Raw genomic sequence first — 18,840 nt, 5'->3', positions numbered from 1 at the left:
ACCCGGCTCGAGGTGCGCGCCCGGCTCCGCCGCCATCTGGCCGACTTCGAGGCCGTCGCGGTCCTGGTCACCCACGACCCGCTGGACGCCATGGTGCTCGCCGGCCGTCTCGTGGTCGTCGAGGACGGCCGGATCGTGCAGGAGGGCACGCCGTCCGACATCGCCCGGCACCCGCGCACCGAGTACATCGCTCAGTTGGTCGGCCTCAACCTGTACCGCGGGCAGGCCGAGGGCCACACGGTGCGGCTCGACGCGGGGCCCGCCGTCAGCACCACGGAAGACCTCTCCGGGCCCGCCTTCGTGGCGTTCCCGCCCGGCGCGGTGACCCTGTACCGGGACCGGCCCACCGGCTCCAGCGCCCGCAACCTCTGGCACTGCGCGGTCGCCGGGCTGGAGACCCACGGCGACCAGATCCGCGCGGAGCTCACCGGTGAGCTGTCGCTGGCCGCAGACCTCACCACCGTCGCGGCCGCCGAACTCGATCTCCGTCCGGGCGCGCCGGTCTGGGCCGCGGTCAAGGCGGCACAGACACACGCGTACCCGGCGTAGGCGCGCGCGTACGACGGCGGGGACGCGAGGCGCGGCGAAGGGCTCCGGCGCCGGAGCGGGCCCCTTCGCCGGGGTGTCAGTCCTCGTACGCGTCCAGCGGCGGGCAGGAGCAGACCAGGTTCCGGTCGCCGTAGGCCTGGTCGACGCGGCGCACCGGCGGCCAGTACTTGTCGGCGGCGCTCACGCCGGCCGGGAAGACGGCCTCCTCCCGGGTGTACGCGTGGTCCCACTCCCCGCCGAGGGCGGCGGCGGTGTGCGGGGCGTTGCGGAGCGGGTTGTCGTCCGCGGGCCACTCGCCGGAGCCGACCTTCTCGATCTCCGCGCGGATCGCGATCATCGTCTCGCAGAACCGGTCGAGTTCGGCCAGGTCCTCGGACTCGGTGGGCTCGATCATCAGCGTGCCGGCCACCGGGAAGGACATCGTCGGCGCGTGGAAGCCGTAGTCGATCAGCCGCTTGGCCACGTCGTCCACGCTGACGCCGGTCGCCCTGGTCAGCGGGCGCAGATCGATGATGCACTCGTGCGCGACCAGCCCGCCGGGGCCGGTGTAGAGCACCGGGTAGTGCGGCTCGAGGCGCTTGGCGATGTAGTTGGCGCTGAGCACGGCCACCTGCGTGGCCCGCTTGAGGCCCTCACCGCCCATGAGCCGGACGTACGCCCAGGAGATGGGCAGGATGCCCGCCGACCCCCACGGGGCCGCCGAGACGGGGCCGACGCCGGTCTCCGGCCCGGCCTCCGGCTGGAGCGGGTGGTTCGGCAGGTACGGCGCGAGGTGCGCCCGGACGCCGACCGGCCCGACGCCGGGGCCGCCACCGCCGTGCGGGATGCAGAAGGTCTTGTGCAGATTCAGGTGCGAGACGTCGCCGCCGAAGTGGCCGGGCTTGGCCAGCCCCACCAGGGCGTTGAGGTTGGCGCCGTCGACGTAGACCTGACCGCCCGCCTCGTGCACCTCGGCGCAGATGTCGGCGACATGCTCCTCGAACACCCCGTGCGTCGACGGGTACGTGATCATCAGCACCGCCAGCTGCTCGCGGTACTGCGCGATCTTCGCCCGCAGGTCGTCGACGTCGACCTCGCCGTCCTCGGACGTCCTGACGACGACGACCTCCATGCCGGCCATCACGGCGCTCGCCGCGTTGGTGCCGTGCGCGGAGGACGGGATCAGGCAGATGGTGCGCTGCTCGTCGCCGTTGGCCCGGTGGTAGCCGCGTACGGCGAGCAGTCCGGCCAGCTCGCCCTGGGAGCCGGCGTTGGGCTGGAGGGACACCTTGTCGTAACCGGTGACCTCGGCCAGGCGCTCCTCCAGCTCGCGGATGAGCGTGAGATAGCCCTGGGCCTGCCCGGCGGGCACGAAGGGGTGCAGCTGACCGAACTCGGGCCAGGTGACCGGCTCCATCTCGGTGGTCGCGTTGAGCTTCATGGTGCAGGAGCCCAGCGGGATCATGCCGCGGTCCAGCGCGTAGTCGCGGTCGGCGAGGCGGCGCAGGTAGCGCAGCATCGCGGTCTCGGAGCGGTGCTGCTGGAAGACGGGGTGCGTCAGGTACTCGTCGTTGCGCAGCAGGGCGTCCGGCAGCGTGTCCGGCGCCGCCGCGTCCAGGGCCGCGATGTCCGCCTCGACGCCGAACGCGCTCCAGACGGCGGTCAGCTGCGCCCGCGTGGTGGTCTCGTCGCAGGCGACCGAGACGTGGTCGGCGTCGACGAGACGCAGGTTGACGCCGTTGTCACGGGCGGCGGCGGCGACCTCCGCGGCACGCCCGGCGACGCGCACGGTCAGCGTGTCGAAGTAGGACCGGTGCACGATCTCGGCTCCGCCGGCCCGCAGCCCCTCGGCGAGGACGGTGGCGTACCGGTGCGTGCGCCGGGCGATGACCCGCAAACCCTCGGGACCGTGGTAGACCGCGTACATGCCGGCCATGACGGCGAGCAGCACCTGCGCGGTGCAGATGTTGCTGGTGGCCTTCTCACGGCGGATGTGCTGCTCACGGGTCTGCAGGGCGAGGCGGTAGGCCTTGTCCCCGTCCGCGTCGACGGAGACGCCGACGAGCCGCCCTGGCAGGCTGCGCGCCATCTTCTCCTGCACGGCCATGTAACCGGCGTGCGGTCCGCCGAAGCCCATCGGCACACCGAAGCGCTGGGTGGTGCCGACCGCGATGTCCGCGCCCAGCTCACCGGGCGACGTCAGCAGGGTGAGGGCGAGCAGGTCGGCGGCGACGGTGACGAGCGCGCCGAGCCCGTGCGCCTGGTCGATGACCGGCTTGATGTCGCGTACGGCACCGGAGGCGCCCGGGTACTGGATCAGTACGCCGTTGATCTCGCGCTCGGCGAGCGCGGCGGGGATGCCGTCGCTCAGGTCGGCGACGACGACCTCGACTCCGGTCGGCTCGGCGCGCGTCTCGATCACCGCGATGGTCTGCGGCAGGGCGTCGGCGTCGACCAGGAACAGGCCCTTCTTGTTCCTGCCCATGCGCCGCGACAGCGCCACCGCCTCGGCGGCGGCGGTGCCCTCGTCGAGCAGGGAGGCACCGGAGGTCGGCAGACCGGTGAGCTCGGCGACCACGGTCTGGAAGTTCAGCAGCGCCTCGAGCCGGCCCTGGGAGATCTCCGGCTGGTACGGCGTGTACGCCGTGTACCAGGCGGGGTTCTCCATCACGTTGCGCAGGATCACGGGCGGGGTGAAGGTGCCGTAGTAGCCGAGCCCGATCATGGAGCCGAGCACCTCGTTGCGGTCGGCCAGCGAACGCAGCTCGGCCAGCACCTCGGCCTCGCTCCGCGCGTCCGGCACATCCAGCGCTTCGGCGTTCTTGATCACGTCGGGCACGGCGGCGGCCGTCAGCTCGTCGAGCGAGCCGTAACCGACCTGGGCGAGCATCTTGGCCCGGGCCTCGTGGTCGGGGCCGATGTGACGCTGCTCGAAGGGGATTCCCCGTTCGAGCTCGGAGAGCGGAGTGCGAGGGGCGGTCATTGAGGAGGCCTCCTGGTCCGACGACCTTCGAGGGGCACCACGGCGCAGGTGCCCCGACGGCCTCCCCCTCTGTCATCTCAACCTGAGAGCTTCACCGGAACGCCCGGGGCGGTCCGGTTTTCACCGTCGGTGAGAGCGGAAGCCGTCGACACCCGCCCTGCTTTCCAGAGTGACCTCGTCCGTGCGGTACGTGTGCCTGAGAGATTCCGGGGAGGATTTGCTCCTTCGGCGCCTCCGATGGTGCCTGGAGGACTCTCCCGCACGGGGTCAGCGGCCGTTTGCCAGCGTACCAGCGAGCACACCATCGGGTTTTCGAGTGGCCGCACCGCCGAATGTGCCGTTTTGTAGTGCTTACGGATGAGTGTGCGACCAGTGGAGGGCCCGTGCAGACCGACATCGATCCGCGCCACCTGATCGGCCGCAAGGCGTTCGACCGCAACGGAACCCGGATCGGCACGATCGACGAAATCTACCTCGACGACGCCACCGGCGTACCGGAGTGGGCGGCCATACGCACCGGCCTGTTCAGCAGGGACGCCTTCGTCCCCCTGGAACCCAGCGAACTGATCGACGGCACCCTGCACGTGCCGTTCGAACGGACCCTGATCAAGGACGCACCCGACTTCGGCGTGGGCCGCCACCTCTCCCCCGAGCAGGAACTCCAGCTCTACCACCACTACGGCCTGGACATCGCCGCGCCCCCGCCCCTCCAGGACCGCGACTTCGGCGACCTCGCGGGCCGGGACAAGCAGGTCTGATCCGCCCCGCTCACCGGCTCTCCGCCACCGCCCCGCCGCCGGCCCTCGCATCCCCCTCCTCCCCCGGTCCCCGCGACACCAGCGGCAGCGGATCCGCCGGTTCCAGGGCCGGGTCGTCGGTGCGGAAGGTCCTCACCCGGCCCGGCGCCGAGCCGGGGGTCTCGAAGCGCACGGTGACCCGGCCCAGGCCGCTGCCCTGCACCCAGCCGTGACCGTGCGCGGTGTGCCGCACGTCGTGTCCCGCGGGCCAGCGGCGCTCGGGAGGCGTCCGGCTCGCGGTCGCGGACAAGACCTCGGGCTCCTCCGGGACGGACACCTCCTCGTCGACGCCCGCCGCCTGCGCGAACAGGTCCTCCTGCGTGTAGTCGGCCAGTCCGCTGACCCCCACTCCGAGCAGCCGCACACCGCCCGTGGTGTCGACCGAGTCCAGCAGCCGCGCCGCGGCCTCCCGCACCACCGCCGGATCGTCCGTGGGTCCGCGCAGGGTCTCGGACCGGGTGAGGGTGGAGAAGTCGTACCGCCGCACCTTGAGCACGATGGTCCGCCCGGACAGACCCGCTCCCCGCAGCCTGCGCACACACCGCTCGGCGAGCCGCCGGACCTCCGTGGCGACCCGCACGCGGTCGTGGATGTCCACGTCGTACGTGTCCTCCACCGACACCGACTTCGTCTCCCGCTCGGCCACCACGGGGCGCTCGTCCCGCGCCAGCGCCATCGCGAACAGCCCGTGCCCGTGGGCCTTGCCCAGCAGCCGTACGAGCTCGTCCTCCCCCGCCTCCGCGAGCTCCTCGACCGTGTGTATCCCGGCCCGGCGCAGATGGTCACCGGTCGCGGGGCCCACACCGGGCAGGGTCCGGACGGAGAGCGGTCCCAGCAGCGCCCGCTCGGTGCCGGGCTCGATCAGGACCAGTCCGTCCGGCTTCGCCCGCTCCGACGCGATCTTCGCCAGCATCTTGGAGGCGGCCAGCCCCACCGATCCGGTGAGCGCGGTGGCCGCCCGTATGTCCGCGCGGAGCTTCGCCCCGGCCAGGCGGGCGGACCGCTCGTCCCAGGCGGTGCCGCCGGCCTCCAGGTCCACGAAGGCCTCGTCCAGACTGAGCGGTTCCACCAGGGGGGACAGGGACCGCAGCAGTCCCATCACCTGATCGCTGATCGACCGGTACAGGGCGAACCTCGGCACCAGATACGCGGCGTTCGGCGCGAGCCGCCGGGCCTGGGCCATGGGCATCGCCGAATGGACTCCGAAGACCCGGGCCTCGTACGAGGCGGTGGCGACCACACCACGCGGTCCCAGCCCGCCCACCACCACGGCCTTCCCGCGCAGGCTCGGCTTGGACGCCTGCTCCACCGAGGCGAAGAAGGCATCCATGTCGAGATGCAGGATGGTGGGCGCGGACCTCACACTCCGATGCTGCCCTACACCGCTGACAATGCCCTCCTCGGAGGGCTGCGGAGTGCCCGGCACCCCAGGACGGCCTCACACGCCCCCCCCCGGACGGCCTCACACCGTCCCGGCACCCCAGGACGGCCTCAGACGGCCCGGTTCCGCCGCCGCGCCAGTTCGTCCATCGGGTTGTGTCCGACCAGGGTCTCCCCCGTGTCGACGCGCTCCCCGTGCAGCTGCGACAGCGCGCTCTCGACGTCCCGCCACACCACGCCCACGGCGATACCGAAGACGCCCTGGCCGCCCTGGAGCAGGGCGTGCACCTCGTCGGGCGAGGTGCACTCGTACACCGTGGCGCCGTCGCTCATCAGCGTCATGCGCTCCAGGTCGCTGAAGCCGCGCTCGCGCAGATGCTGTACGGCGGTGCGGATGTTCTGCAAGGACACTCCGGTGTCCAGGAACCGCTTGACGATCTTCAGGACGACGACGTCGCGGAAGCCGTACAGCCGCTGTGTCCCCGATCCATGGGCCGGTCGCACACTCGGTTCGACCAGTCCCGTGCGGGCCCAGTAGTCGAGCTGCCGGTAGGTGATACCGGCCGCGGCGCAGGCCGTCGGCCCCCGGTAACCGACCTCCTCGGACGCCATGGCCGCTCCTCCGCCACCCGGCACGGCCGCCGGCCGCTGCGAGGCGTGATCGATCGCCCCGCCGTGCACGGGATACCCCCCGTCCGGGCGGAGCCGGGAGCCCTGGGGAGGATACGGCCCACCCACCCCGAAACCGCGTCCCGGGGCACCCCCAGCCGTACCGTCGCCGCTGCTTCTCACGCCGACCTCCGTCCTTGACCTGCCTCCTCGACGGTAGGCAGTCACCAAGGGTGCGTCAACGATCGCCACACTCGGCACGCCGAGTGATAATCACCCTAAGAGTGGTTTACCGTGCCTCACGCCCGGGAATGGCTGGCCGAATGCCCGCTCAGCGGTCCCCGACGGGGGCGGCCGGCACGGCGGCGCTCGCCCACCTTCACTGGTTGCTGCTTCCGAAGTCCTCCGGCGAGATCTGGTCGAGGAACTCGCGGAACTTCTCCACCTCGTCCTCCTGCTCGTCCGGGATGGCGATCCCCGCGTCGTCGAGCACCGTGTCGCTGCCGTAGATCGGCGTGCCCGTGCGCAGTGCCAGCGCTATGGCGTCGGAGGGACGGGCACTCACCTCTACCCCGCTGGCGAAGACCAGCTCCGCGTAGAAGACACCCTCGCGCAGGTCGGTGATGCGCACTTCCGTGAGCTCCTGTCCGACGGCTTCCAGCACGTCCTTGAACAGGTCGTGGGTCAGCGGCCGTGCCGGTGCCATGCCCTGCTGGGCGAAGGCGATGGCCGTCGCCTCCCCCGGTCCGATCCAGATGGGGAGGTAGCGGTCGCCGCCCACTTCACGCAACAGCACGATCGGTTGGTTGGAGGGCATCTCGACCCGGACACCTACGACATCGAGCTCGTTCACACAGCAACCCTAGGCCGTGCCCGGGACGTTTGGGTAGTCGGGCAGGGATCAGGTGGCCGATCCGACCCCGTGGGCCCGCCGCTCAGGACAGCCGCACCCCGAGCGCGGACTGCACCAGCGCCGCGTGCAGCTTCACCGCGAGACCGGCCAGCTCCTTGGTGCGGGCCTCCGCGTGTGCCCGGGTCTGCGGGTTCCGGTGGCGCCGCAGCGGGGCGACGACCTGGTCCACCAGGCCCGCCTCGCGGTCGGCGGCGGCCTTCATCACCCTGAGATGACGTGGCTCGATCCCGAACCGCCCCAGCTCGGTGATGAGCCCTGCGAGGGTCACCGCCTCGGCGTCGTACACCCCGTCCTCCACCTGGGTGAGCAGACCGTACGACTCCCACTCGGCGAGCTCTCGTTCACCGACGCCGGCGGCGGCGAGCAGCTGACGCCGCCCGATACGGGCCGGCGCGGGGGCGTCGGCGGCGGTCTCGCGAGCGGCCTCACCGTCACCCGGGCGGCTCAGCACCGGCAGCTGGACCGCCTCGCCACGCTCCATGGCCGCCAGGTGCTCCCGGATCACCTTGAGCGGCAGGTAGTGGTCCCGCTGCATCCTCAGCACATGGCCGAGGCGCTCGACGTCCCCCACGCTGAACTTGCGGTATCCGGAGGGCGTCCGCTGCGGCTCGATCAGCCCCTCCGACTCCAGGAAGCGGATCTTGGAGATGGTGACCTCGGGGAACTCCTCACGCAGCACGCTCAGCACCGCGCCGATGCTCATCGGTCCGGTGTCAGCGGCGGCGGCGCCGTTGCCGGCACCGCCGCTCGGTGTCTGAAGCATGGACCTTCCCTGGGGTCCTCCGGCCGGAACCGGGGCCGTCAGTAGCCCCGCTGGCTCGCGTAGAAGACCAGCCGGTACTTGCCGATCTGCACCTCGTCACCGTTGGACACGGCGATCTGGTCGATGCGCTCCCGGTTGACGTACGTGCCGTTCAGGCTGCCGACGTCGGCCACCGTGAACGATCCGTCCGGGCCCCTGCGGAACTCCACGTGCCGGCGGGAGACCGTGACGTCGTCCAGGAAGATGTCGCTCTGCGGGTGACGCCCGGCCGTGGTCAGGTCGCCGTCCAGCAGGAAACGGCTGCCCGAGTTCGGCCCGCGGCGCACGACCAGGAGCGCCGACCCCACCGGAAGCGCGTCGACGGCCGCCTGCGCCTCGGGAGAGAGCGTCGGCATCGCCGTCTGGCCGGTGACCTCGGCGTCGTAGGCCTCGAGACCGGAGATCGAGATCGTGGACGTCGTCTCGGAGGGGCGCTCCGGTGCCACTCCGGGCTTCAGCGGCGCACCGCAGTTGGAGCAGAAGCGGCTGTTCTCCGCGTTGCGGTTACCGCACCTCGTACACACCAGGGCCGACATGGACGGATCCTCCTGCCGCGGCTGCCCGCCTGGGGCTTGGGACGCGTACGGGTCGGAGTACCCACCACCCGTACCTGAGGTCGACGGTTGCCCGAAACCTATGCCGCCCGGCTGTGCGGGGTCAACGGACGGCGCGCCCTGACCCACCTGGTCCCGGAACAGCGGACGCTGACCTTCCGCGTCAGGCTGTGCGCGATGGCGAGCGGTCGCGTTGTCGCCGTCCCCTCGCCGCGCGCTCTTGCCGAACAACTTCCCAAACAACTTCACGGGCGATTCCCCTTGACCGAAACAGACCCGCCCGTGGGGCAGGACGAACCCTGACTGAACACATTGGCCGACCCGGACATCTTCACAACGTCCGCCTCCGCCAGACAGTTTCCACCACGCACCACCCATTCGGTGCGCCGACCCCCCGCAACCTCATGCCCTCGCCGGACGGGCCCCATGCACCCCCGGTTCACCGGGAGGACGACCGAGCGTAGTCAGGCCGCTCCGCAGCCCGCAAGGCATCCACAACGATCTTGGTGGACCGCTCCACGGTAACGGTGGCCTGTTCCTTCTCGAGAGTCTGCACCACGCCTCCGGGGATGTGGAGCGCCGGTTCGAGGTCCTGCGGTTTGCCGATGACCTTGAAACGATACGGTGCGGTGATCTTGTTCCCGTCCACATCGACACCGTTGCCGGAATCCGTCAGATAGGTGCCCGCGACCACCCGCACACCGTTCACCTGGATCGCCTCGGCACCGGCCGCGCGCAGTTCCTGGATGGCGTCCAGCAGCATGTTCGCCTCGACCGTTCCGTTCGTGTCCTCGATGGCCATCGTGATGCCGGGTCCCTGCGCGGCCACGGTGCCCGCAAGGACACCGAGTTGCCGTTCCTTCTCGATCGTCTGCTTCCGTGCCTCCTCGGCCTGGTCGGAGCTGTTCTCCAGCTCGTCGCGCTGCTTCTCCAGACCCCGCTTCTCGTCTTCAAGACGTTCCGTGCGGTCATCGAGTTCATCGAGGATGCGCACGAGATCTTCCTGCCGGGCCCCGCGCAGCGCGCTGTCGCCCTCGCCGTGGGAGGCCACCTGGACGGCCAAACCGAAGCCGAGCCCGAACAGCAGCATGGCGACGATGAGTTGGGCCCGGGTCAGCCGCGGCGGCCACAGCCCCTGCACCAGCCGCTGCCGCCCGGTCAGCACGGGCCCGGCAGGCTCCTCCTGCGGAACGTCCTCCCGCGCGGCCGCGGGTACCTCCGCGGGCAGCTCCCTGCGCAGACCGGCAGGGGGCGGGTCCTCGGGAGCGGTCCTGGGCCGGGACACCGCCGGGCGGGTGGACGCGTCGTGCTCGTGCTCGTTCATCGGCCTCACGCCCGGAACACGTGGCGGCGGATCGCCGCGGCGTTGGAGAAGATGCGGATGCCGAGGACGACCACGACTCCGGTGGACAGCTGGGCGCCCACGCCGAGCTCGTCACCGAGGAACACGATCAGCGCGGCGACGACGACGTTCGACAGGAACGAGACCACGAAGACCTTGTCGTCGAAGATCCCGTCGAGCATGGCACGGAGCCCTCCGAACACGGCGTCGAGCGCCGCGACGACGGCGATCGGCAGATACGGCTCGACGACCGCCGGAACCTCGGGCCGGACCAGCAGTCCGGCCAAGACTCCCACGACGAGGCCCAGTACGGCGATCACGATGTGCCCTTCTCGGTTATCGGCTGTGCGGTACGTACGATCACGGTCGGTGCGGCGGGCAGCCGGACGTCGTCCTCCGTGGAGATGGCCGTCCGGATGCCGTAGTTCTCCTGCAGGGCATGCAGATACAAGCCGTCCGCGCTGTTCTGGAACCGGTCGCTCATCGGCCCGCCGTCCCCCACCGCGAGCACCGTGTACGGCGGCACCAGCGGTTTGTTGTCGACCAGTATCGCGTCTCCCGCGGCCCTGATCGCCGACAGGGCGGTCAGTCGCTGGCCGTTGATGGAGACGGCCTCGGCACCGGACTCCCACAGACCGTTGACCACGCGCTGCATGTCGCGGTCGCGGACCCGCCCGGTGTCGGAGAACCCGGAGGCGGACCGGGCATCGCCGTCGCCGCCCCCGCCGGCGTCCTCGGCGTCGTCCACCACCAGTCGCAGGCCGGGACCGTGGACCGCGGTGGCGCCGGACAGGATGCCCACCAGCGTGGACCGGTCGCCTTCACCGCTGTCCCGGAGCGCTTCGCGCTGCCGTGCGCTCACGTCCGCGCGCAACTCGTCGACGGAGTTCTCGAGCCTGTCCGCGGCGTCGGTCTCCTGATCGATGCGGTCGATCAGCTCCTCGCGCTCCTTGGCGACGACGGGAGCCTCGACGCGGGCCTGCGCGGCACCGACCGTGACGATCAGCGCGGCCAGCACGAGTCCGCCGGCGAGACCGAGTTTCGCCCGGAGGGTCTTCGGCATGCCGCCGTCCCCGTCGGACTTCTTCCGAGCGGCGGCCTCGGCATAGCCGTCGTCGAGGCTGTGGTCCATGACGTTGGTGATCAACGACATGGAGGCGTCCGGGCGCGCGGGCCGCGCGGGTGTGCTCCGAACGGGGGGTGGCTGCGGCATGCCGCACATCGTCGCACGACGCGGCCACTACCTCCGAAACGGCCCTGCCGACGTGCCGGACAGGCCCCGTGGGGGCACTGTCCGGCACGCACACCCGCTGCCGCCCGGTCTGTCTCCGGGCTGCTGTCGGCCTACCTTCCCGCGCTGTCCACGACCGCCGACCACTCGTCGAGGAGGGCCTGTGCGGAGGCGTCGTCGGGGCCCTCGGCCCACAGATGGGTGACCGCCTCGGCCGGGTCGGGCAGCACCATCACCCAGCGGCCGTCGGCCTCCACCACGCGCACACCGTCCGTGGTGTCCACGGAGCGGTCTCCGGCCGCCTCGACGACCCGCCGCATCACCAGGCCCTTGACCGCCCACGGGGTCGCCAGATCCCGCTTCAGCACGTGCGCCCGCGGAATGCGCGCGTCGATCTGGCTGAGCGTGAGCTGGGTGCGGGCGACCAGCCCGATGAGCCGTACGAACGCCGCCGTCCCGTCGTAGACACTGCTGAACTCCGGGACGATGAAGCCGCCCTTGCCGTCACCGCCGAAGATGGTCCCCTCTTCTCCGCCGACACGCGTGAGGTCGTCGGGCGAGGTGGTCGTCCACTCGACCTGCGTGCCGTGATACGCCGCCACCTGCTCGGCGATCCTCGTGGTGGTCACCGGCAGCGCGACCCGGCCACTGCGCCGCTCGGAGGCGATGAGGTCGAGCATCACGAGCAGCGCCCGGTCGTCCTCGACGATCCGCCCCTTCTCGTCGACCAGGGACAGCCGCTCGCCGACGGGATCGAACCGTACGCCGAAAGCCGCTCCCGAGGACGCGACGATCTCGCCGAGCCGGACCAGGCCCGAGCGCCGGATGTCGGCCGTCTCGGTCGGCCTGGACTCGTCGAGCCCGGGGTTGATGGTCAGCGAGTCGACACCCAGCTTGCCGAGCAGGCTCGGCAGCACCAGCCCGGCGCTGCCGTTGGACGCGTCCACGACCACCTTGAGCCCGGATTCCGCGATCCCGGTGATGTCGACGTTGCGCAGCAGCGACCCCGTGTACGAGTCGAAGACGCTCGCCGGGAAGTGCAGGTCCCCGATCTCCCCGGGGAAGGCACGCCGGTACTCCTGCCGCGCGAAGACGCGGTCCAGCTTCCGCTGGCTGCCCTGCGAGAGGTCGGCGCCCTGCCCGTCGAAGAACATGATGTCGACGGAGTCCGGCACTCCGGGGGTGGTCCGGATCATGATGCCGCCCGCGCTGCCCCGTGCGGTCTGCTGCCGCGCCACGGGCAGCGGCACGTTCTCCAGGTCCCGTACGTCGATGGCGCTGGTCTGCAGCGCGGAGATGACCGCCCGCTTCAGCGCACGGGCGCCCCGGGAGTGGTCGCGGGCCGTGGTGACGGTCGAGCCCTTCTTGAGCGTCGTCGCGTAGGCGCCGGCCAGCCGGACCGCGAGTTCCGGGGTGATCTCGACGTTCAGGATCCCGGACACTCCCCGGGCCCCGAAGAGATGGGCCTGGCCCCTGGACTCCCAGATGACCGAGGTGTTGACGAACGCACCGGCCTCGATGGTCTTGAACGGGTAGACCCGCACATTGCCCTGGACGATCGATTCTTCACCGATCAGGCACTCGTCTCCGATGACGGCGCCGTCCTCGATCCGCGCGGCCCGCATGATGTCGGTGTTCTTGCCGACGACACAGCCCCGCAGGTTGCTGTGCGGACCGACGTACACGTTGTCGTGCACGACGGCCTTGTGCAGGAAGGCGCCGCTCTTCACCACGACGTTGGACCCGACGACGGTGTGCTCGCGAATCTCCGCGCCGGATTCGACCTTGGCGTAGTCGCCGATGTACAGCGGCCCGCGCAGGACGGCGTCGGGGTGCACCTCGGCGCCCTCGGCGACCCACACTCCGGGGGAGATCTCGAAGCCGTCGATGTCGACGTCGACCTTGCCCTCCAGGACGTCGGCCTGCGCCTTCACATAGCTCTCGTGTGTGCCGACGTCCTCCCAGTAGCCCTCGGCGACATAGCCGTAGACGGGCTTGCCCTCCTTCATCAGCTGCGGGAAGACGTCACCGGACCAGTCGACGGGGACGTCGGCCTCGACGTAGTCGAAGACCTCTGGCTCCATGACGTAGATGCCGGTGTTCACCGTGTCGGAGAAGACCTGTCCCCAGGTCGGCTTCTCGAGGAAGCGCTCGACCTTGCCTTCCTCGTCCACGATGGTGATGCCGAATTCCAGCGGATTGGGTACGCGGGTCAGGCAGACCGTGACCAGGGCGCCCTTTTCCTTGTGGAAATTGATCAGCTCGGTGAGATCGAAGTCGGTGAGGGCATCGCCGGAGATGACGAGAAAGGCGTCGTCCTTCAGCGCCTCCTCCGCGTTCTTGACGCTCCCGGCGGTACCGAGGGGCTTCTCCTCGTTGGCATAGGTGAGCTCCATTCCGAGCTCTTCGCCGTCACCGAAGTAGTTCTTGACGAGCGACGCAAGGAACTGGACAGTCACAACGGTTTCGTTGAGCCCATGCCTTTTGAGCAGCCGCAGAACATGCTCCATGATCGGCCGGTTGGCCACCGGCAGGAGCGGCTTGGGCATGCTTGAGGTCATGGGGCGAAGGCGGGTGCCTTCGCCTCCGGCCATCACGACGGCCTTCATGTCGGAAGCGTCCTCCTCGAAGAGACGACGGTCTGACCGACTTCACTCGCCAGGATCGGCCGGCACTCTTACGGTACGGGCCCTCGCGCCACGATGCACGTACGAATCAGCGAGCTCTATCGGCCACAGCGTCCGCACGAACCAGACGGCGGACTTGGACCACGTAAAGCACTCCTGCCCACCAATACAGGGTTGTACCCCATCCGGCGAACGCCCAGCCGAAAATAGCGGCGAGTGACGAGATCCAGCCAGTTCCGTCACTGAGCAGGAGCAGTGGGAACGCGTACATCAGGTTGAAGGTGGCGGCCTTCCCCAGGAAGTTCACCTGCGGCGGCGGATAGCCGTGCCGGCGAAGGATGCCTACCATCACCAGGAGAACGAGCTCACGGGCCAGCAGTATGGCGGTCAGCCAGAGCGGCAGGATCTCGCGCCAGGTGAGACCGACGAGGGTGGAGAGGATGTAGAGGCGGTCGGCGGCCGGATCGAGCAGCCGGCCGAGACTGCTGACCTGGTTCCATCGCCGTGCGAGCTTGCCGTCCAGGTAGTCGCTGACTCCGCTGAAGGCCAGCACCAGGAGCGCCCACCCGTCGCTCTTCGGACCCCCGAACTCCGGCCTGAGGATGAGCCACAGGAAAAGGGGCACGCCAACGAGCCGTGCCATGCTGAGCATGTTCGGGATGGTGAGGACGCGGTCTGTCTGCACCCGCGTCTCCTGGACCTCCACCCGGGATCCTCCTGTGGGAAATGTGTCGACGGTGCTCCCCGACCCTACCTCAACGCAAAAAAGCTCTGACCCTCGGGCGGTATGCCCAAGAGCCAGAGCTCTAAAAGGAGTTCGGCGGCGTCCTACTCTCCCACAGGGTCCCCCCTGCAGTACCATCGGCGCTGTAAGGCTTAGCTTCCGGGTTCGGAATGTAACCGGGCGTTCCCCCTACGCTATGACCACCGAAACACTATGAAACCGTTCAAACGCACCACACCGTGACCGGGCATGGGGCTGTTCGTGGTTTCAGAACCAACACAGTGGACGCGAGCAACTGAGGACAAGCCCTCGGCCTATTAGTACCGGTCAACTCCACACCTTACGGTGCTTCCATATCCGGCCTATCAACCCAGTCGTCTACTGGGAGCCTTACCCTCTCTAGGAGGTGGGAGTCCTCATCTCGAAGCAGGCTTCCCGCTTAGATGCTTTCAGCGGTTATCCCTCCCGAACGTAGCCAACCAGCCATGCCCTTGGCAGGACAACTGGCACACCAGAGGTTCGTCCGTCCCGGTCCTCTCGTACTAGGGACAGCCCTTCTCAAGACTCCTACGCGCACAGCGGATAGGGACCGAACTGTCTCACGACGTTCTAAACCCAGCTCGCGTACCGCTTTAATGGGCGAACAGCCCAACCCTTGGGACCGACTCCAGCCCCAGGATGCGACGAGCCGACATCGAGGTGCCAAACCATCCCGTCGATATGGACTCTTGGGGAAGATCAGCCTGTTATCCCCGGGGTACCTTTTATCCGTTGAGCGACGGCGCTTCCACAAGCCACCGCCGGATCACTAGTCCCGACTTTCGTCCCTGCTCGACCCGTCGGTCTCACAGTCAAGCTCCCTTGTGCACTTACACTCAACACCTGATTACCAACCAGGCTGAGGGAACCTTTGGGCGCCTCCGTTACTCTTTAGGAGGCAACCGCCCCAGTTAAACTACCCATCAGACACTGTCCCTGATCCGGATCACGGACCCAGGTTAGACATCCAGCACGACCAGACTGGTATTTCAACGACGACTCCCCCTGAACTGGCGTCCAGAGTTCACAGTCTCCCAGCTATCCTACACAAGCCGAACCGAACACCAATATCAAACTGTAGTAAAGGTCCCGGGGTCTTTCCGTCCTGCTGCGCGAAACGAGCATCTTTACTCGTAGTGCAATTTCACCGGGCCTATGGTTGAGACAGTCGAGAAGTCGTTACGCCATTCGTGCAGGTCGGAACTTACCCGACAAGGAATTTCGCTACCTTAGGATGGTTATAGTTACCACCGCCGTTTACTGGCGCTTAAGTTCTCAGCTTCGCCACCCCGAAGAGTGACTAACCGGTCCCCTTAACGTTCCAGCACCGGGCAGGCGTCAGTCCGTATACATCGCCTTACGGCTTCGCACGGACCTGTGTTTTTAGTAAACAGTCGCTTCTCGCTGGTCTCTGCGGCCACCCCCAGCTCGAGGAGCAAGTCCTCTCACCAGTGATGGCCCCCCTTCTCCCGAAGTTACGGGGGCATTTTGCCGAGTTCCTTAACCATAGTTCACCCGAACGCCTCGGTATTCTCTACCTGACCACCTGAGTCGGTTTAGGGTACGGGCCGCCATAAAACTCGCTAGAGGCTTTTCTCGACAGCATAGGATCATCCACTTCACCACAATCGGCTCGGCATCAGGTCTCAGCCTTAATGAACGGCGGATTTACCTACCGTCCGGCCTACACCCTTACCCCGGGACAACCACCGCCCGGGATGGACTACCTTCCTGCGTCACCCCATCACTCACCTACTACCAGCTCGGGTCACCGGCTCCACCACTCCGACCTCGTCCGAAGACTCAGCCGGCGGCTTCACGGGCTTAGCATCACTGGATTCGATGTTTGACGCTTCACAGCGGGTACCGGAATATCAACCGGTTATCCATCGACTACGCCTGTCGGCCTCGCCTTAGGTCCCGACTTACCCTGGGCAGATCAGCTTGACCCAGGAACCCTTAGTCAATCGGCGCAAACGTTTCTCACGTTTGTATCGCTACTCATGCCTGCATTCTCACTCGTGAACCGTCCACAACTCGCTTCCGCGGCTGCTTCACCCGGCACACGACGCTCCCCTACCCATCACAGCCGGCGTTGGCCGTATATGCTGCAATGACACGACTTCGGCGGTACGCTTGAGCCCCGCTACATTGTCGGCGCGGAATCACTAGACCAGTGAGCTATTACGCACTCTTTCAAGGGTGGCTGCTTCTAAGCCAACCTCCTGGTTGTCTGTGCGACTCCACATCCTTTCCCACTTAGCGTACGCTTAGGGGCCTTAGTCGATGCTCTGGGCTGTTTCCCTCTCGACCATGGAGCTTATCCCCCACAGTCTCACTGCCGCGCTCTCACTTACCGGCATTCGGAGTTTGGCTAAGGTCAGTAACCCGGTAGGGCCCATCGCCTATCCAGTGCTCTACCTCCGGCAAGAAACACACGACGCTGCACCTAAATGCATTTCGGGGAGAACCAGCTATCACGGAGTTTGATTGGCCTTTCACCCCTAACCACAGGTCATCCCCCAGGTTTTCAACCCTGGTGGGTTCGGTCCTCCACGAAGTCTTACCTCCGCTTCAACCTGCCCATGGCTAGATCACTCCGCTTCGGGTCTTGAGCGTGCTACTGAAACGCCCTATTAGGACTCGCTTTCGCTACGGCTTCCCCACTCGGGTTAACCTCGCAACACACCGCAAACTCGCAGGCTCATTCTTCAAAAGGCACGCAGTCACGACGTTGAGTGCAAGCACTCAACGCGACGCTCCCACGGCTTGTAGGCACACGGTTTCAGGTACTATTTCACTCCGCTCCCGCGGTACTTTTCACCATTCCCTCACGGTACTATCCGCTATCGGTCACCAGGGAATATTTAGGCTTAGCGGGTGGTCCCGCCAGATTCACACGGGATTTCTCGGGCCCCGTGCTACTTGGGTGTCTCTCAAACGAGCCGCTGATGTTTCGACTACGGGGGTCTTACCCTCTACGCCGGACCTTTCGCATGTCCTTCGCCTACATCAACGGTTTCTGACTCGTCGACCAGCCGGCAGACTGGTCAAGAGAGATCCCACAACCCCGTATGCGCAACCCCTGCCGGGTCTCACACGCATACGGTTTGGCCTCATCCGGTTTCGCTCGCCACTACTCCCGGAATCACGGTTGTTTTCTCTTCCTGCGGGTACTGAGATGTTTCACTTCCCCGCGTTCCCTCCACTTGCCCTATGTGTTCAGGCAAGGGTGACAGCCCATGACGACTGCCGGGTTTCCCCATTCGGAAACCCCCGGATCAAAGCCTGGTTGACGGCTCCCCGGGGACTATCGTGGCCTCCCACGTCCTTCATCGGTTCCTGGTGCCAAGGCATCCACCGTGCGCCCTTAAAAACTTGGCCACAGATGCTCGCGTCCACTGTGCAGTTCTCAAACAACGACCAACCACCCATCACCCTGCCCTCACAGGCAAGTTCACTGGGGCCGGCGACTGAAGACAGACCTTGCGGCCGTACCTTCAGACACCCAACAGCGTGCCCGGCCCCGCCCCGTCCGGTGATCGTGCGTTCCACGCTCCGAAGAGCAGTACTTGCAGCCACCGGCCCGAGAAACAGGACCGAATAGTCAACGTTCCACCCATGAGCAACCAGCACCGGACGTTCGCCGATGAACTGGCCCCTGGACTGCCGAAGCAGCCTAGAAGTGCTCCTTAGAAAGGAGGTGATCCAGCCGCACCTTCCGGTACGGCTACCTTGTTACGACTTCGTCCCAATCGCCAGTCCCACCTTCGACAGCTCCCTCCCACAAGGGGTTGGGCCACCGGCTTCGGGTGTTACCGACTTTCGTGACGTGACGGGCGGTGTGTACAAGGCCCGGGAACGTATTCACCGCAGCAATGCTGATCTGCGATTACTAGCGACTCCGACTTCATGGGGTCGAGTTGCAGACCCCAATCCGAACTGAGACCGGCTTTTTGAGATTCGCTCCACCTCGCGGTATCGCAGCTCATTGTACCGGCCATTGTAGCACGTGTGCAGCCCAAGACATAAGGGGCATGATGACTTGACGTCGTCCCCACCTTCCTCCGAGTTGACCCCGGCGGTCTCCCGTGAGTCCCCAACACCCCGAAGGGCTTGCTGGCAACACGGGACAAGGGTTGCGCTCGTTGCGGGACTTAACCCAACATCTCACGACACGAGCTGACGACAGCCATGCACCACCTGTACACCGACCACAAGGGGGGCACTATCTCTAATGCTTTCCGGTGTATGTCAAGCCTTGGTAAGGTTCTTCGCGTTGCGTCGAATTAAGCCACATGCTCCGCCGCT

13 protein-coding genes, 3 rRNA genes and 1 riboswitch are annotated in these 18,840 nt (G+C 67.4%); of the genes, 2 read left to right on the top strand and 14 right to left on the bottom strand.

All coding sequences use genetic code 11. The features are described 5' to 3' along the window. Positions 1–549, top strand: a 549-nt coding sequence (locus B9S61_RS19280; protein WP_181007438.1) for a TOBE domain-containing protein, incomplete at its 5' end; no start/stop codon positions are given. A 76-nt stretch (positions 550–625) separates the two neighbouring features. Here the strand turns inward: B9S61_RS19280 and gcvP are convergent. Beyond that, positions 626–3,511: an aminomethyl-transferring glycine dehydrogenase gene (gcvP, locus tag B9S61_RS19275; RefSeq protein WP_103543384.1), complete on the bottom strand. Its 2,886-nt coding sequence runs from the start codon at positions 3,509–3,511 to the stop codon at positions 626–628. 174 nt (positions 3,512–3,685) lie between these two features. Then, positions 3,686–3,781, bottom strand: a riboswitch (glycine riboswitch). A gap of 113 nt (positions 3,782–3,894) precedes the next feature. Between gcvP and B9S61_RS19270 the strand changes: the two genes are divergently transcribed. After that, on the top strand, positions 3,895–4,269 hold the full coding sequence (locus tag B9S61_RS19270; RefSeq protein WP_103543383.1) for a PRC-barrel domain-containing protein: 375 nt from the start codon (positions 3,895–3,897) through the stop codon (positions 4,267–4,269). A 10-nt stretch (positions 4,270–4,279) separates the two neighbouring features. Here B9S61_RS19270 and B9S61_RS19265 read toward each other — a convergent pair whose 3' ends face one another. The 13 genes from B9S61_RS19265 to B9S61_RS19205 form a co-directional block, all read right to left on the bottom strand. Further along, on the bottom strand, positions 4,280–5,671 hold the full coding sequence (locus B9S61_RS19265; protein ID WP_103543382.1) for a DNA polymerase IV: 1,392 nt from the start codon (positions 5,669–5,671) through the stop codon (positions 4,280–4,282). Between the two features lie 128 nt (positions 5,672–5,799). Continuing rightward, positions 5,800–6,480: a MerR family transcriptional regulator gene (locus B9S61_RS19260; protein WP_103543381.1), complete on the bottom strand. Its 681-nt coding sequence runs from the start codon at positions 6,478–6,480 to the stop codon at positions 5,800–5,802. 196 nt (positions 6,481–6,676) lie between these two features. Next, complete coding sequence (locus B9S61_RS19255; RefSeq protein ID WP_030833746.1) at positions 6,677–7,150, bottom strand: bifunctional nuclease family protein; 474 nt, start codon at positions 7,148–7,150, stop codon at positions 6,677–6,679. An 82-nt stretch (positions 7,151–7,232) separates the two neighbouring features. Further along, entirely contained in the window at positions 7,233–7,973 is a 741-nt protein-coding gene (locus B9S61_RS19250; protein ID WP_103543380.1) for a MerR family transcriptional regulator, read from the bottom strand. 38 nt (positions 7,974–8,011) lie between these two features. Continuing rightward, complete coding sequence (locus tag B9S61_RS19245; RefSeq protein WP_181007437.1) at positions 8,012–8,944, bottom strand: FHA domain-containing protein; 933 nt, start codon at positions 8,942–8,944, stop codon at positions 8,012–8,014. Between the two features lie 61 nt (positions 8,945–9,005). Continuing rightward, positions 9,006–9,890, bottom strand: coding sequence for a DUF881 domain-containing protein (locus B9S61_RS19240; RefSeq protein WP_103543378.1), 885 nt, complete (start codon positions 9,888–9,890; stop codon positions 9,006–9,008). A gap of 5 nt (positions 9,891–9,895) precedes the next feature. Further along, entirely contained in the window at positions 9,896–10,228 is a 333-nt protein-coding gene (locus B9S61_RS19235) for a small basic family protein (protein ID WP_103543377.1), read from the bottom strand. Further along, positions 10,225–11,061: a DUF881 domain-containing protein gene (locus B9S61_RS19230; RefSeq protein WP_258039742.1), complete on the bottom strand. Its 837-nt coding sequence runs from the start codon at positions 11,059–11,061 to the stop codon at positions 10,225–10,227. The genes B9S61_RS19235 and B9S61_RS19230 overlap by 4 nt, the downstream gene beginning before the upstream one ends. A 191-nt stretch (positions 11,062–11,252) precedes the next feature. After that, positions 11,253–13,748, bottom strand: coding sequence for a mannose-1-phosphate guanyltransferase (locus B9S61_RS19225; RefSeq protein WP_103543375.1), 2,496 nt, complete (start codon positions 13,746–13,748; stop codon positions 11,253–11,255). Positions 13,749–13,854: 106 nt separating this feature from the next. Next, positions 13,855–14,472, bottom strand: a complete 618-nt coding sequence (locus tag B9S61_RS19220) for a CDP-alcohol phosphatidyltransferase family protein (protein ID WP_103543374.1) — start codon at positions 14,470–14,472, stop codon at positions 13,855–13,857. Positions 14,473–14,581: 109 nt separating this feature from the next. Further along, positions 14,582–14,698 (bottom strand): 5S ribosomal RNA (rrf, locus tag B9S61_RS19215). 89 nt (positions 14,699–14,787) lie between these two features. Beyond that, positions 14,788–17,913 (bottom strand): 23S ribosomal RNA (locus tag B9S61_RS19210). 312 nt (positions 17,914–18,225) lie between these two features. Further along, positions 18,226–18,840, bottom strand: a 16S ribosomal RNA gene (locus B9S61_RS19205); the annotation flags it as partial.

The organism is Streptomyces sp. SM1 (assembly GCF_002910825.1).
Classification (GTDB): Bacteria; Actinomycetota; Actinomycetes; order Streptomycetales; family Streptomycetaceae; genus Streptomyces; species Streptomyces okerensis.
Note: the sequence above shows the minus strand (reverse complement) of the source record. Positions and strands in the feature narration are given on the sequence as shown.